Annotated in this window: 13 protein-coding genes; 7 read left to right on the plus strand and 6 right to left on the minus strand. The window is 46.8% G+C overall.

The window, feature by feature from the left end:
- Window positions 1-2322 carry a Fe(2+) transporter permease subunit FeoB gene (gene feoB, locus A3729_RS00575; protein ID WP_068507695.1) on the plus strand — a complete coding sequence of 774 codons (2322 nt, stop codon included), beginning with the start codon at window positions 1-3 and terminating at the stop codon, window positions 2320-2322.
- Window positions 2319-2582, plus strand: a complete 264-nt coding sequence (locus A3729_RS00580) for a FeoC-like transcriptional regulator (protein ID WP_068507697.1) — start codon at window positions 2319-2321, stop codon at window positions 2580-2582. The genes feoB and A3729_RS00580 overlap by 4 nt, the downstream gene beginning before the upstream one ends.
- 21 nt (window positions 2583-2603) lie before the next feature.
- Here A3729_RS00580 and A3729_RS00585 read toward each other — a convergent pair whose 3' ends face one another.
- Window positions 2604-3602, minus strand: a complete 999-nt coding sequence (locus A3729_RS00585; protein ID WP_068507699.1) for a putative solute-binding protein — start codon at window positions 3600-3602, stop codon at window positions 2604-2606.
- 253 nt (window positions 3603-3855) lie between these two features.
- Between A3729_RS00585 and A3729_RS00590 the strand changes: the two genes are divergently transcribed.
- A complete protein-coding gene (locus A3729_RS00590) occupies window positions 3856-4563 on the plus strand; it encodes a hypothetical protein (RefSeq protein ID WP_156490203.1) in 708 nt (235 codons plus the stop codon).
- A 38-nt stretch (window positions 4564-4601) separates the two neighbouring features.
- On the opposite strand, the gene A3729_RS00595 is transcribed toward A3729_RS00590, so the two are convergent.
- Window positions 4602-5324, minus strand: a complete 723-nt coding sequence (locus tag A3729_RS00595) for a hypothetical protein (RefSeq protein ID WP_068507705.1) — start codon at window positions 5322-5324, stop codon at window positions 4602-4604.
- 245 nt (window positions 5325-5569) lie between these two features.
- On the opposite strand from A3729_RS00595, the gene elbB reads away from it, so the two are divergent.
- Both elbB and A3729_RS00605 read left to right on the plus strand, forming a co-directional pair.
- On the plus strand, window positions 5570-6226 hold the full coding sequence (elbB, locus tag A3729_RS00600) for an isoprenoid biosynthesis glyoxalase ElbB (protein ID WP_068507707.1): 657 nt from the start codon (window positions 5570-5572) through the stop codon (window positions 6224-6226).
- A gap of 103 nt (window positions 6227-6329) precedes the next feature.
- The gene (locus A3729_RS00605) at window positions 6330-6779 is read left to right on the plus strand and encodes a DUF695 domain-containing protein (RefSeq protein WP_068507709.1); all 450 of its coding nucleotides are present in this window, start codon (window positions 6330-6332) and stop codon (window positions 6777-6779) included.
- Window positions 6780-6920: 141 nt separating this feature from the next.
- Here A3729_RS00605 and A3729_RS00610 read toward each other — a convergent pair whose 3' ends face one another.
- Window positions 6921-7616 carry a tRNA (adenine(22)-N(1))-methyltransferase TrmK gene (locus tag A3729_RS00610; RefSeq protein WP_068507712.1) on the minus strand — a complete coding sequence of 232 codons (696 nt, stop codon included), beginning with the start codon at window positions 7614-7616 and terminating at the stop codon, window positions 6921-6923.
- Between the two features lie 91 nt (window positions 7617-7707).
- A complete protein-coding gene (locus A3729_RS00615) occupies window positions 7708-8895 on the minus strand; it encodes an acetyl-CoA C-acyltransferase (RefSeq protein WP_068507713.1) in 1188 nt (395 codons plus the stop codon).
- 312 nt (window positions 8896-9207) lie between these two features.
- Between A3729_RS00615 and A3729_RS00620 the strand changes: the two genes are divergently transcribed.
- Entirely contained in the window at window positions 9208-10911 is a 1704-nt protein-coding gene (locus tag A3729_RS00620) for a YdiU family protein (protein ID WP_068507714.1), read from the plus strand.
- 106 nt (window positions 10912-11017) lie between these two features.
- Here the strand turns inward: A3729_RS00620 and A3729_RS00625 are convergent, their stop codons facing one another.
- Together A3729_RS00625 and A3729_RS00630 are read right to left on the minus strand one after the other, a co-directional pair.
- On the minus strand, window positions 11018-12649 hold the full coding sequence (locus tag A3729_RS00625; protein ID WP_068507716.1) for an acyl-CoA synthetase: 1632 nt from the start codon (window positions 12647-12649) through the stop codon (window positions 11018-11020).
- A 30-nt stretch (window positions 12650-12679) separates the two neighbouring features.
- On the minus strand, window positions 12680-13663 hold the full coding sequence (locus A3729_RS00630; protein WP_068507718.1) for an NAD(P)H-quinone oxidoreductase: 984 nt from the start codon (window positions 13661-13663) through the stop codon (window positions 12680-12682).
- A gap of 182 nt (window positions 13664-13845) precedes the next feature.
- Between A3729_RS00630 and A3729_RS00635 the strand changes: the two genes are divergently transcribed.
- A partial coding sequence (locus A3729_RS00635; RefSeq protein WP_068632950.1) for a lysophospholipid acyltransferase family protein occupies window positions 13846-15281 on the plus strand: 1436 nt, incomplete at its 3' end.

Below are 15281 nucleotides of genomic sequence, written 5' to 3' on the forward strand. Positions count from 1 at the left end.
ATGTTAACCATCGCTCTGGGTGGCAACCCTAATTGTGGTAAGTCAGCCCTTTTTAATCAATTTACAGGAATTAGACAAACCACAGGTAATTGGCCTGGCGTAACGGTTGAGCGCAAAGCAGGGCGAACAAAGTTGCTAGGAGACGAGGCAAACGTTGTCGACTTGCCAGGTATTTACTCGCTGGATGCATCGTCTCTGGATGAAAAAGTTACCCGGGACTATCTTCTCTCTGCCGACGCTGACCTGATCGTTAATGTGGTTGATGCCTCGAATCTTGAGCGTAACCTCTATTTCACTGTGCAATTACGAGAAATGGGCGTTCCAGTGGTCGTGGCGCTGAATATGATGGACGTTGCCCGCAAGCGTGGCATTAGTCTCGATGTTGAACGCTTAAGCGAAGCCTTATGTTGCCCGGTGGTGCCTATCGTCGCTGTGACAGGGGAAGGCTTGAAAGGTTTGGCTAGCGCGATCAAGTACGAGTTAAGTTCCAGCGAGCAGAACTCAATCGAGCTGGTACATGAAGACTTGGTTGAGCAGGCAATCCTATCCGTTTCCGGCTATCTACCAGCTACTGTTAAAGCAAACGAACAACGCTGGGTCGCGACTAAGCTTTTGGAAAATGATAGCGCTGTATTGGGCGCAATTGAATCGGCTGGTCAAAAAGAGCTGCTATCAAGGGTTTCCCATTGGCAGAGCAAGATTGAAGAAAGAACCGGGGAAGACGTCGACATACATATTGCTGATGGGCGCTTTAATCATGCACATTGCTTATCGCAAGAGGTAATAAAGGAAGCTGGTGTCGTGGGCAAGAATCTATCTGATAAGATAGACCATATTGTACTCGGGAAGCGCTTGGGAATCGGTATATTCTTACTGGTTATGTATGCGATGTTTACCTTTACGATCAACGTTGGCGGTGCCTTTATTGACCTCTTCGATATGGGCGTGGGTGCAATTTTTGTTGATGGCACTGCGCATCTGATGGGGCTGCTTGGCTTGCCTGAATGGAGCAAGGTGTTTTTGGCAGATGGTATTGGAGGGGGCATTCAGGTTGTCTCTACCTTTATTCCTATTATTGTTTGCTTGTATTTGTTTTTATCCGCACTTGAGGATAGCGGCTATATGGCACGCGCAGCCTTTGTGATGGATAGAGCTATGCGTAAGATTGGTCTGCCAGGTAAAGCCTTTGTACCGATGATCGTTGGTTTTGGTTGTAATGTTCCCGCTGTCATGGCGACGCGAACCCTGGAAAACCAGCGAGAAAGAAAGCTTACTATTTTGATGAATCCTTTTATGTCATGTGGTGCGCGTCTACCTGTATACGTATTGTTTGCGGCGGCCTTCTTTCCTGACAATGGTCAAAATCTAGTGTTTATTCTTTATTTGGCAGGTATTGCTGTTGCTGTTCTAACGGGTTTAATTATGCGTAAAACCCTTCTTCAGGGCGAAAGCAGCGGTTTTATGATGGAGCTGCCTCCTTATCACTTGCCCACCTTAAAAGCCGTATTATTAAGAACCTGGGATAGAGTAAAGCTTTTCATCCGCGATGCCGGGAAGGTGATTGTTCTGATGGTGCTGGCGCTAAATGTGCTCAACTCGATTGGCACGGACGGCTCTTTCGGGAATGAAGATTCTGAAGACTCGGTCTTAAGCGAAGTGAGCAAAACGCTTACGCCGATGTTCTCTCCTATGGGCATTAGTGAAGAAAATTGGCCTGCTACGGTTGGCATCTTTACCGGGGTCTTAGCTAAAGAAGCCGTTGTGGGCACCTTGGATTCACTATATGGGCAATTAGCGAGCGAAGGTGAAGCGCAAGAGCAGGGCTTTGATCTGGGAGCTAGCCTGAGTGAAGCATTGGCAACAGTACCGGAAAACTTTTCTGCTATAGGGGATATGCTGTTTGATCCCTTAGGCTTAGATGTGGGCGATATCAGCAATATCGATGCCGCCGCTGAAGCACAGGAAGTGAGCCGTGGAACCTTTGGCGAAATGGTCGAACGTTTTAATGGCCAAGCAGGCGCTTTCTCTTATCTGCTATTTATTTTGCTCTACTTTCCTTGTGTGGCGACGATTGGTGCAATTGTCCGCGAAACCGGGCGTTCCTGGGCGGGCTTTGTTGCATTGTGGACAACAGGTGTCGCCTACTTTAATGCCACCGCGTTTTATCAACTTGCGACCTTTACTCAGCATCCTATAAGTTCTGCCGCACACTTAGCCGTTATTTCAGCCTTGTTTGCTCTGGTCATAGTGGTTTTAAGAAGACAGGGCGATGAGGATGAAGCTATCGCGTCCAAGCTTCAGCCTGAGGGTGCTTTATTATGATTTTGTCTGATATAAAAGCGTATTTGCAGCAGTGTCAGCAGGCGAGTCTGGAAGATATCGCTTTGCACTTTGACAGCAGTGTCGAGGCCGTTAGAGGGATGCTGGATATTTGGCTTAGAAAAGGGCGGGTAGAGCATTGTCTGGCGAATGATATTTGCGGAATATCATGTCGACAGTGCGACTCGCCATCGATGCAAATCTACCGCTGGAAGGGGGGCGAGTCTTCGTTAGCAACGATCCCTCTCAGAATGTGTGACTAGTGCTATCGTAAGGCGAGTCGATTACTTAGGCATGATGCACTCTTCTCGATGAGGAGAGGTATGGCAGCGTATTTTCCATAATAAGGATAAAGCGCGGGCATCAAAGCGATCTGTAACCTTAAGCGTTAAACGAATATTCTTGTAGAAATCCTCTAACTCATCTTTGGTCGACTGGTCGGTTCTGATCCAATATTTTTTGGGGATCTGTTTTTCGGCATTGTTAATAAGGGTGGAAATATTATTCATCCGGTTAACAATATAGTGGCGCATTTTAGTACCGAAGTCTTCGCTAAACTCAGACTTGATAGAGATAGCCTGGAGCATGCCGTAAAACAAGCGTATATCAAGAATTCCCCCTCGCTCGCCAAGACCTTTATATAGTTCGAAGGTGTTATAGGCTAGCGCGGGCATGAGGACGATATCCAGTCCTCCATTGTTAAAATGCTCAGAGAAATTTGAAAGTGTCACCTTGATAGGAACCGCCCCCGAGAGTTCTGCAAACATGCGCGTTTGGATGTCGCCATTTAGCACCGCAAGAGTTTTACCCTTAAAGTCATTGATTCCTTTAATTTTCTTGTCGTTTACGAAAGCGAACATGGAGCCAACGGGTAGTGAAGCGACGACTTCATAGTCACCGTCCGACATTAATTCAACGGCTTTTGGGGAGGTAATGGCTGCCAGAGTTTTATGAAGTTTTCGTTCCGAGGTAATGCCGCCAATGGCATCGAGAGTGCCGGCAAATTGTACAAAGTCTCGTGACAGAATTGCAGTAACGATGCCGATATCACACTTACCTTCCTTAAGATCTGAAGCCACAAGATTTTCATCTTCATAAGCAATAAATGACAGGTCGAGCCCCCAGGTTTGGGCAATCGGGGTAAGGTCTGAGAAGAATGCAATGACTGGGCCGTTCTGGCCAACTGGGTCCCATGTGCAAACAGTTTTCTGCTCGAGTTTTGCTGAATGAGCGCTGACGCAGAAAAGAGAAAGTAGCGATATAATGAAAAATCTAGGGAACATTGTGAAAAGCAGTCCGTATTTGCTTCGGTGTAAAAAATATAGGCGCTATTGTATCGCAGCATTGAAAGCTATGCAGTGAATCAGGTCGAATTCTTTGCTTAACGACGAAAGAGACTTTATATCCGTTTCACAACTATGACTTAAAGCACTTAACAAATTACAGAGGAAGGTTTAAGGTTCCGCGCTATAGACTTGGAGTAAGAGAATCTCCTGGCGAGTGATGTAATATGGATAGAATACGCAAGAGGTATGGATGAGTAGGGCTGTTTCGAGTATCAAGGGTCGCTGTATGCGCGAATGCAGGAAGAGTCTTCGTCTTGTTATATATTGCGTGTTGGCTTGTGCATCCTCGTTGGTTGGTGCCGAGCCTCCCGAAGGGCTGGACTTTATTGGTGGCTATTATGAGAAAGGTGAGTATAAGTGTTATGCGGAGCCTTGCTTTACAATTCATAAAGGAACCGAGGCAGCTGCTGCGAAAGACCGGCCTTTTTCCCCAAGAGATTGGCAACCTAGAACACGAAGTTGCCAAAAAGCTTATACACAAGCGCTGGCAACAGCGAGTACAGTCGATATTCGCTATGCCAAAAAAGGTGACTGTGTTTTCGTTGTCGAAGGCGAATGGCTTGACCCCTATACCACCGAAGTTATTACTGAGTTAGGTGATATCGCACTAGATCAGTTGGTGAGCTATAGAGAAGCCCACCGTTACGGTGGTGCGTACTGGTCTCATGCTCAACGTATGGAGCTGGTGAGCGATTCAGATAACATCGTGCCGGTAGCTTCCATGAGCAAAAAAGCCCGCGCAGGGAAGTCGCCGACCCAGTGGATGCCCGAGAACAAAGCTTATTGGTGTGACTATATCGTGCGCCGAGAGATTATTCAGCGCAAGTATAAGCTTTATCTGCCAAGAGAAGAGCGCGAATTTCAGCAGGAAATTAAAAAACTCTATTGCAAGTACTAGCTGAAATGATAGCGGCTCAGTGACTATCTAAAGGCCGGTTATAAGCGCTTATTTAACAGGGAAATAAGTTTCATTGGTAGTTCTGCTGAGGCTAACACTTCTCCATGACTTGGAATTAAGATTGCTGGTTGGTCATTGTCTATTTGCTTCAATGCCCACTGTTTAAACGTGGCCTTATCGTCAAGAAGAAACCACTTGATCACTTGACTCATTTTTAAACCCGGTGCAGCGCCAAGCACTTTCTGCATGACTTTTGCAATCGGCTGGTTAGACATGCGTTCATAGTTCAAAAAGCTATCACAAGTAATCCATAAGCTGGTTTGCGAGTCTTTATCGTGCTTTTTAAACCAGGCATCATGACCCCGGTGACCTGGTGGAATCAGTACAGAGTAATTAAATGGCAGTGGCGGTAACTCACTTTCCAGTGCAGTGATATCGCTTTCTGAACTAGCTACCCCTTGTTTAACTAAACGCTTGATCGCCCCTTTACTTGCATACAAGCGATGTTTCGGAAAAGCATCTCGCCAGGCTTGAACGCCCATATAGTGAAAACTGTTTGGCATCACCAGGTGCATGCAGAGCTCTTCATTTAGCCATTCTTTGGGAAAGGCATCGATCAAAGATTTACCAGGGCTGATAATCACGATGTCTGAATCACTTGTTTTGATCGCGATAGAGTTTGAAACAAAGTTTGGCACAATATACTGACCAACTCTGATTTCCGGGTGTTTTTCAATCTCGTGCCATAAATTCTTTTGCATCTGGCCGTGTTCCTTAGTCTAAAGAGAAGCGAATTGGCGAACATAATATGAACTAAACGGAGCATAGTAAATAACGATCTAAGCAACCCGCTACTTCGCTAAAGCCCTATCAGGCGATATGCGGTTCTTCTAACAATAAATTGATATAGATCAAGACGATGTTTTGTTGTACTCGAATGGACTTGCTAGACTCGAAATAACGATGAAAGTTTTGTCTGGCAATTGACTAACTGAAGGAAAGGTTTATGAGCGATAAAAAAGTTGCGGTGGTGTTGTCTGGCTGTGGTGTATTCGATGGCTCTGAAATATATGAAGCAACACTGACATTGTTGGCACTTGATCGAGCAGGGGTTGCGTATCAGTGTATGGCTCCGAATATTGATCAGATGCATGTGCTTAATCACATGACGGGTAAAGAGATGAATGAGACTCGGAATGTACTCGTTGAGTCTGCACGCCTGGCTCGCGGAGATATCATCGACCTGTCAGAGGCTAAACCTGAAGATTATGCAGGGCTTATTTTCCCCGGAGGCTTTGGCGCGGCTAAAAATCTATCCAACTTTGCGGTAGCGGGTACCGATATGGAGGTTAATTCGCAAGTCGCTGAGTTTGCTCAGGCCTTTCACCGTCAACAAAAAGTAATTGGGCTTGTGTGTATTGCGCCGGCATTGGCGCCGAAGCTGATTGGCCACGGAGTGAAGTGTACAATCGGAAATGATGCCGATACCTCTGAGGCAATCACTGCTATGGGTGGAGAGCATCAAACCTGCGCCGTTGATGATTGCGTTATTGATGAGGCCAATAATACTGTGTCCACTCCTGCCTATATGCTGGCGAGCCGGATTAGTCAGGCAGCTTCAGGTATAGAGAAGCTGGTTTCTATAGTCATACAGCGTTTGTAGCTTTAGCGTGATTGAAAGACTCTTGCAAGCTCGGGCATGAGTCGTTAATGTTGCTCATAGAAATTGAGTCTGAGACCATTATCGAACCAAAGAGAGAAAACACGTGAGTAGTAAGTTTGTTATTCCTGAGCCGAGTTACCAAGTCATCCACCGTGAAGATATGGGTGCAAAAGTCTATGCTGCGGTGAACACGACACTGGCCACTTTTGAGGACGAGCCGCGTAAACTCTATGCTTGGCAGTTATCACTGATTCTTAAATTAGACACCGAAGATGAACAAGGCTTGACACTTCCAGAGGAAGCAAAAGAAATTGAGCCTTTTTGCCAGCAATTGGACGTTGACCTTCGAGCCGGCGGGAATGCTGTGCCTTTAGCGAGAATTACCTGGAATAAGACGCGAGAGTTACTTTTTAGAGTCTACAACCCGGTTCAAGCTGACGAATTAATAAAGAGTATTATCGAAGCGGATACCACGCCACGCCCCTTCAGCTATACAATCGACCCTGATGAAGATTGGAAGATGTCAGAGGTTTACCTTAAGAGCTTTAGGTAAAAGCGTTTCAATGGGGTCAGACTCGATTGAAAACAGCAATCGTTTTGTAGGCAGTGCTTTCCTCGGCTCGCTGGTGAATCAGTACAATGTTTCTTGTTGGGTTGAGTAAGTGAGGGGTGGAACCTTCTGCCCACAACTTCTTTATGCTTGTATATGTTCAGCGCAAAGCTCATAGGCGCGTATGACCTCATCGACTTTATCTCCGTGATTAATTCGGGATTTTTTGTAGTGAGATAGAACGCGCGCCAGATACTCATGGGCAATCTCAGCTTGAACTTCCGTTTCACCCTGCCAAATTTTTCTACCCGCCGGAGATATTTCCTTCTTTAAACCACTACACGAAGAAACATGCAGTATTTCATAAAACTGCTTTCGTTCTTTCACCAGTTGTTCGTCAAGCAGAGAAAAATCGAGCTTAATGAGGTGCTGCCTAAGTGCATATTGGTGATAAACAGGGCAGAGCAGATAATCGATATCAAGGTTTTGAAACTTCTGATGAAGCTGGTTGATCAGGCTCATCGTTTCGTCACCACCTATACCAGCAATAATGACCAAATGTTTGCCTTGATGTTTGTCTAAAGGTAACTGGGAGGCATCGCTGCAATAGGTCTTCCAAGATGTTTGGTTGTTAGGAGTCGCCGGAAAGAGCTCAACTAACTTCAGGTTCAAGGCTTCAATGAGCTCTGGAACAATATCAACAAAGTGAATTGTGGGTGCGGCTTGCCGATCAAGCAGGTTGATTCCCAATAAACCGTGGTCGCAGCAGCAATCCCAGATGTGCTCGTAGTTATTTAGGCACATCTCATTGAGTTTTTTTAGGCGTTTACCGAGCTTCAAAGTTTTGATTCCATTAATAATAAAAAGGGCCGCATATTTGCGACCCTTTTTTAGTACTGCTGTAGCGCTGTTCTTAGTATGAACGCTGAGCTTAGATCAACTCAATCGCCATAGCGGTTGCTTCACCACCACCAATACATAGTGCAGCAACACCTTTAGACTTGTCTTTCACTTTCAATGCGTTGATCAAGGTAACCAACAAACGTGAACCTGTTGAACCAACAGGGTGGCCTTGTGCACATGCACCACCGAAGATGTTCACCGTTTCTGGGTCAAGACCTAGGTCAATGATAGGCATCATTGCAACCATTGCGAAGGCTTCGTTGATTTCATACAAATCAACATCTTCTTTAGTCCAGCCTGTCTTAGCAAACAAGTTTTCAATTGCGCCAACAGGAGCGATTGTAAATTCACTTGGGTGTTGGGATTGCGTAGCATGACCAACGATACGAGCAACAGGCTTAAGGCCACGTGCTTCAGCTTCGCTTTCACGCATTAGAACAAGTGCTGATGCGCCATCTGAGATTGATGAAGCATTCGCTGCAGTGATGGTACCATCTTTAGCAAAAGCTGCGCGAAGACTAGGGATTTTCTCGATGTTAGCGTTGAATGGCTGCTCATCGTGCTCAACCACAGTATCGCCACGGCGAGACTTAACGGTTACTGGAACGATTTCAGCTTTTAGCAAACCTTCTTCCGTTGCAGTTTTTGCACGAGTAAGTGATTGGATCGCATAGTCATCCATCTGCTCACGTGTATAACCTTTCTTGTCTGCAACTTCTTGTGCGAAAGAACCCATTAGACGACCTGTTTCAGCATCTTCCAAACCATCTAGGAACATGTGATCCATTGCTTGGTCACCGTGACCCATGCGGAAGCCCTTACGAGCCGTTGGCAAAATATAAGGAGCGTTAGACATAGACTCCATGCCGCCAGCAATCATTACATCGTTAGTGCCTGCCTTGATCGCATCGTGTGCCATCATCGCCGCTTTCATACCTGAACCACAAAGCTTGTTGATTGTGGTAGCACCCGTTGCATCAGGTAGGCCTGCTTGACGCATTGCCTGGCGAGCTGGGCCTTGCTTAAGACCGGCTGGCAATACGTTACCCATGATCACTTCTTGTACGTCTTCAGGCTTAAGGCCCGCACGCTCGACCGCTTCTTTGATAACGATGCTGCCTAGCTCAGGCGCAGGAACAGTAGACAGGCTACCTTGAAGACCACCCATTGGTGTACGAACACCGCTTACAATTACAACAGAATCTTGCTTAGACATATTAGCCTCTTACGTTTTACTCGTGGCCGAGCCACAAAGAGTGCACCCTCGTGAGGTGCCGGAAATACAAACGAAGCCAAGGATAGTGACCTTAGCCCACCAAATCGGTCGCAGATTGTATCAAGGATCTCGTTTTTGAACCAATTTGTTTGCTGTAAGGAAAGGTAAAGGCTTGCGGTTTACCTGTAGAGGACACCAAGCAATTAGCTTACACAGAGTGCCAAGTGTTTTCGGTTTAGGTCGATAATGTGATAGTTTGAGACAAGGTATCTCCTCAGATTTAGAGTAATTAGAAAAGGTTCATCAATTAATATGGCTAACAAGCAGCTTAATGATATATCTACTCCCATAACGAATCTCGATGAACTGGCTAAATTAGCCGACTATTCACTAATGAATAACCTTCGGTGCGACCCTCAGGCGACGGCCAGTGGGGATGATTACGCGCCTCGACAAGTTTTTTCGGGACATTATGTCCCTGTAAAGCCGACGCCTATTCCTGAGCCTGACTATGTCGCTCACAGCAGGAAGTTTTTCAGCGAACTGGGTTTTGACGACAATTTGGTGGAAACGGAAGGCTTCCGTCGTTTGTTCTCTGGTGATATGTCGCATGTGCCAGAACCTATGAGACAAACAGCTTGGGCAACTGGCTATGCGCTGTCGATTTATGGCACGGAGTACATTCAACAGTGTCCGTTCCGCACAGGCAACGGTTACGGGGATGGCCGTGCAGTATCTGTCCTTGAGGCTGTCATCAATGGTCAGCGTTGGGAGATGCAGCTAAAGGGTGGTGGGCGAACGCCATATTGTCGTGGTGCGGATGGGCGAGCAGTGCTGCGCTCGAGTATTAGAGAATTTCTGGTTCAGGAGCATATGCACCAACTAGGGGTGCCAACATCTAGGTCCTTATGCCTTTATGTATCTGGCTCAGAGACCGTTGATCGCCCATGGTATTCTGAAGGTTCTTACTCCCAAGATCCGGATATTATGGTATCGAACCCGGTTGCAATTTCAACACGTGTCGCACCGTCTTTCTTACGGGTCGGGCAGCTTGAACTGTTTGCTCGTCGAGCGCGTAGCAAGGCTCATCCAAAAGCTCTCGAAGAGTTAAAGATGATCGTTTTGCATTTGATTGATCGTGAATACAAAAGTGAGATCAATGAAGACCTATCGTTCGAAGATAAATTACTGCGGTTGGCTAGCGAGTTTCGTGAGCGTTTAAGCGCGCTTGTCGCAAACTGGCTTCGCGTAGGTTATTGCCAAGGCAACTTCAATAGTGACAACTGCGCAGCGGGGGGGTATACCCTTGACTATGGTCCATTCGGGTTCTGCGAAGTGTTTGAACCGTTTTATCAGCCTTGGAGTGGTGGCGGGCATCACTTTTCGTTTTTCAATCAACATGCTGCTGCCGAGGCAAATTTTGAGAGTTTCTGCTCGGCATTGCGACCCCTTGTTGCATCGAAGCCCGATGTATTAGAAAAGCTTAATGAGATACGCTCAGGCTTCACTGCTGTGATTCAAGAGAAAATGGAATCAATGTGGGCGTCTAAGCTGGGGCTTAATAAGTTTGATGGAACGCTATTCAATCAGCTTTTAAAGCTAATGGTTCAAACCTCTGTTGACTACACCCTCTTCTTCCGCGAGCTGTCAGAGCTTCCTGAAGATGTCTCGACGCTTAAGAAAAGCTTCTATAAAGACCTGAGTGATGAAAAGGAAGAAGCATGGTCGCAGTGGTTACAGACCTGGAGAGGGCTGATAAACATTGAGGAGGGCGCCGAAGCTCTGTCGTTACAGATGAAGCGCGTCAACCCAAAATACACCTGGCGTGAATGGTTGGTCGTGCCAGCGTATCAACAGGCGATGAAAGGTGACTATACGCTCGTAAAGGAATTACAAGACGTGTTGAGCAAACCATACGATGAGCAGACATTAGAGGTGAAAAATAAATTCTACCGTTTGAAGCCCGAGGTCTTTTTCGGGGCTGGCGGTGTCTCGCACTATAGTTGCTCGTCCTAATCGAATAAGCGCAACGCGCTAAGCAATTTCAAGTACTTGTGACAATAGCCAGTGAAGACACACACTACCTGTTGCTTAGAGGTTTGCTTACTTTATTAAGGCGTATTTAGTTCTTTAAATCTGCCTTCATTTGCTTGCGAAGCACTTTGCCGTTGGCCGTTCGGGGGAACAGTTGGGTGAAGTAAATCTTTTTAGGTACTTTATATTGAGCCAAATGTTCGTTTGCAAAGGCTAATAGGCTTGTTTCATCTAGCGTGCTACTTTCATGGCGAATGACGCTCGCCACGACCAAGTTCTTATCTGGCCCGATCTCTTCTTCGAGAGCGACACAATCAGCGACGTCGGGGTGGGTTTTCAATACCCGTTCAATCTCGTGGGGTGAAATACGAAAGCCAAAGCTGTTGATGATGTCGTCACGTCGACCGAGGAACCAAACATAGCCTTCTTCGTCTCGTTTGGCGTAGTCGCCGGTGAGAAAATAGCCGCCTTTGCGTGTGGCTTGTGTGGTGTCCGGCAGTTGCCAGTATTCAATGAACAGTCCTAAGTCTTGCTCGTCGATACAAAGCATGCCTTCTTCACCGTCTTTGACTGGCTCTAAGTTCTCATCGAGTAGATGTATTTTATGCCCGGTCTGAGGGCAACCCGCAGAGCCCGGGCGAATGGGGCGAGCAGGGTGATGCGATAAATAATAAGAACATTCAGACATGCCGATAGCTTCGTAAATATCCTGATTAAAGCGGTCTTGCCATAACCCAAGCATTTCATCTGAAAGATGCTCGCCTGCACACATACAGTGGCGAAGTGTCGGTACATCTTTAGCTGAAAATTCAGTTTTCTGAATGATCTGGCGATAAATGGTTGGTACACCGATAAAGATTGTGCATTGGTGCTTGGCGATCAGCTTCGGCCAGGTTTCTGCCGTGGCATCGCCGTTATAAACAACGACGGTTTTGCCTAGCAGCATCGGGTCCATCATGGCGGTGCCGAGTACGTAGGTCCAGTTGAACTTACCCGAATGCAGAATGCGGTCAGTTTTATCGCTTTGGTAATCAAACCAATGGTAGGCCGCGGGTAAGCGACCCAGCAAAGCCCTGTGAGCATGCAATACGCCTTTTGGATAACCCGTGGTGCCAGAGGTGTAGACTAAGTAGGCCGGGTCGTTATAGCAGGTATTGACTGCGATTTCGTCATCGGATGAACTTGCTAGTAAGTTTGCAAAGCTTTGAAACTTAATCTTGCTACTTGTGCTGGCGGTCTCGGCGAGTTCGTCGATAATCAAAACATGAGCCAACTCTGACTCTTCTAGTGTATCCAGGTGTAGCTTCTCGGCCAGCGCAGCGGTGGTGATCAGCACTTTGGCACCAGAGTCCTTCGCCAGGTAATCAATCTCGTCGCCGCTAAGCAGAATAGAGCTGGGCACCGCAATACCGCCAAGCTTAACTGTGCCATAAAAGGCAATCGGGAACTCGATAACATTCGGTAGCCAAAGCATGACCCTGTCACCCTTTATCAAGCCCAATTCACTTAACCGTGCAGCACATTGGTTGGATGCCTTATCGAGTTGCTGATAAGAATAAGCTTGATGTAATTCGTTACTCTCATCGCCATGGTCAACGATGAGCGCGGTAGACTGCATATCAAAGTTGGGAATTTGAGGGCGCGTGCACGCAAGGCCTATATTGAAGTCTTTCGACAGGTCCAGATCATTGATTGTCTCGGGCTTGATAGGCGCTTGCATGTTTCGCTGTTCTCTTTGTGGAATGAGTGCTTAGTGTGAAAGGTCTAAAATAATTTTGCCGATATGGGCATTGCTTTCCATTAGAGTATGCGCCTCAACAACATCTTCGAGTGCGAAGGTTTTGGCGATCACAGGCTTAATGGTTTTGTTCTCTAGCAGCGGCCAGACTTTTTCTTTTAGCTGTTGCGCAATTGCGGCCTTAGCGTCCAAAGATTGAGGACGTAGCGTCGAGCCGGTCAGCGTTAAACGCTTTAGCATCACGGGCAAGAAGTTTACCTTGTTGATCGGGCCTTGAAGATAAGCAATATTGATAATACGGCCTTCAATCGCGGCGAGGAAGAGGTTCTTCTGAATATACTCACCGCCAACCATATCAAGAATTACGTCGATGCCTTTGCCGTCATTGTGGTCTTTGATAGTGGGCAGGTAGTCTTGTTCGTTGTAGTTCACTGCAAGCTCTGCACCCAGCGCTTCACAGGCTTTTGCTTTCTCATCGCTGCCTGCGGTGGCATAGACTTTTGCGCCCATCGCTTTGGCTAGTTGAATCGCCGTGGTACCGATGCCGCTGGTACCGCCATGAATAAGAAAGGTCTCGCCCGCTTTCAGCTGACCGCGATCAAACACGTTTGACCACACTGTAAAGAAGGTTTCTGGCAAGGCTGCTGCTTCCACCATTGAGTAGCCTTCAGGAACGGGTAGACATTGGCTTTCTGGTACATTTACATACTCGGCATAGCCACCACCGTTGGTGAGTGCACAAATCTTATCGCCTTGTTTTAAGGTAGTAACGGCAGAACCGACTTCGACCACTTCACCGGCTACTTCCAAACCCAATATGGGTGACGCATCTTTTGGGGCCGGGTAGTTGCCTTGTCGCTGAATCACGTCAGGGCGATTAACGCCGGCTGCTGCTACCTTCACCAGTACTTCATTTTCTTGAATGCCAGGGCGTTCGCCTTCAGCAACTTGCATGACATCAGGTGCGCCGAAGTTTGGGGTGTCGATATATTTCATTTTGGCTCTCTTGTTCGTGGCGAATTCGTATGAGTAGGCAAGCAATTTAAAGGGCTACCGGGTTAGGGTCAAGTTTATCAACTGTGTTCCGTGGTGATCCCATTGACATCAAACTGACACCAAAGCGTCACATTTGCTTCACACTGAATTACTATCCTGCCTAAAAACACAGGAGTCTAGGTATGGGTTTTCAGAGCTTGTTGGTTAACAAGGCAGTAGATAGTGAGAAAACAAACGGTACACTTCAACCTGCTGTCGAGCGCATGTCTAGCAATGATGGCCTTGCCGATAAAAACGGTGGGATTCCCGAGATATTACGAGCACCGCTTAGCTCACTATCTCGTTCACGAAAAACCTTAGACTCTTTCCTGCGAGATCATCCTCACCTTAAAGGTGTTGAGTTTGTCGAGCAGATTCTTCAGCACTTTGAGTTTTCCTTTCAGACGCCTTGGAATGAGAAAGAACGAATTCCGACTGAAGGCCGCTTGGTGATTATCGCCAATCATCCTTTAGGTACTCTGGATGCAGCGGCGGTATTCAAGTTGGTAAGTGATGTAAGGTCAGACGTGCGTGTTGTGGTCGATGAAGGCGTTCATGAGTTAGATGCGCTTGCGCCGATTACTTTGGCTTGTCAGCCTTACTCCGAGAATACGGCTAAAACACGTAATGTCGCTTTGAAAGAACACCTGGAGCGAGAAGGTGTGCTGATCTTTTTCCCCAGTGAAGAATTATCCCGTATTCGCCCGAGTGGGGTGACGGATACCAAGTGGCGTCGTGACTTTCTTGATATAGCTTTAGAAATGAATGCGCCGGTGTTGCCTTTGTATATTGATGCAGCAAACTCTGCTCTGTTTTACGGTGTGTCTGCGATCTATAAGCCGCTTTCTACCATGATGCTTGTGCCTGAAATGTATAAGCAAACACGCAAGACGGTTGCGATCCGTGTCGGTAAGCTTGTCATTCATGAGACCTATGCCAAGAGTGGTTTGCCAGTTAAGACTCAGGTCAAACTGTTCAAAAAACACCTCTATAAAGTGGGTAAGGGTAAAAAGGGGATATGGCAAACCCAGTCACCGGTTGCTCACCCTGAATCACGTCAAATACTTAAGCAGCTTATTGCTTCTCAAAACCGATTGGGTGAGACCAGTGATAATAAACAGATCTTTCTCTATAAGAACGAAGGAAGCTGCGCGGTATTGAGAGAGATTGGCCGCTTAAGGGAAATTGCCTTTCGCGCAGTGGGCGAGGGAACAGGTGAGCGGCGTGATATTGACCACTATGACTCGTCCTATAGTCAATTGGTCTTATGGGATGAAAATGAGTTGGAGATTGTCGGTGCCTATCGCCTGGGCAATGCCAAAGACATTATCGAACAGCAGGGTATTCAGGGCTTATACAGCGCCAGCCTTTTTGATTATGACGAGTCAATGCTTCCTCTACTAAAGCAAGGGGCGGAACTTGGGCGAAGTTTTGTTCAGCCTAAGTATTGGGGCAAACGAAGTTTGGATTACCTTTGGTATGGCATCGGTTCTTACTTAAGCAAGAACCCTGATGTGAAATACTTATATGGTCCGGTCAGTATCTCGAACGACCTGCCTAAAGCAGGTCGTTCGAGATA

It is taken from the genome of Oleiphilus sp. HI0043, from assembly GCF_001634935.1.

Bases quoted from the DNA above. Each gene is read 5' to 3' on its own strand.
- A3729_RS00595 (WP_068507705.1), bottom strand. From the start codon at position 5,324: ATGCAAAAGAATTTATGGCACGAGATTGAAAAACACCCGGAAATCAGA.
- A3729_RS00615 (WP_068507713.1), bottom strand. From the start codon at position 8,895: ATGTCTAAGCAAGATTCTGTTGTAATTGTAAGCGGTGTTCGTACACCA.
- A3729_RS00625 (WP_068507716.1), bottom strand. From the start codon at position 12,649: ATGCAAGCGCCTATCAAGCCCGAGACAATCAATGATCTGGACCTGTCG.
- A3729_RS00590 (WP_156490203.1), top strand. From the start codon at position 3,856: ATGAGTAGGGCTGTTTCGAGTATCAAGGGTCGCTGTATGCGCGAATGC.
- A3729_RS00620 (WP_068507714.1), top strand. From the start codon at position 9,208: ATGGCTAACAAGCAGCTTAATGATATATCTACTCCCATAACGAATCTC.
- elbB (WP_068507707.1), top strand. From the start codon at position 5,570: ATGAGCGATAAAAAAGTTGCGGTGGTGTTGTCTGGCTGTGGTGTATTC.
- A3729_RS00630 (WP_068507718.1), bottom strand. From the start codon at position 13,663: ATGAAATATATCGACACCCCAAACTTCGGCGCACCTGATGTCATGCAA.
- feoB (WP_068507695.1), top strand. From the start codon at position 1: ATGTTAACCATCGCTCTGGGTGGCAACCCTAATTGTGGTAAGTCAGCC.
- A3729_RS00585 (WP_068507699.1), bottom strand. From the start codon at position 3,602: ATGTTCCCTAGATTTTTCATTATATCGCTACTTTCTCTTTTCTGCGTC.
- A3729_RS00580 (WP_068507697.1), top strand. From the start codon at position 2,319: ATGATTTTGTCTGATATAAAAGCGTATTTGCAGCAGTGTCAGCAGGCG.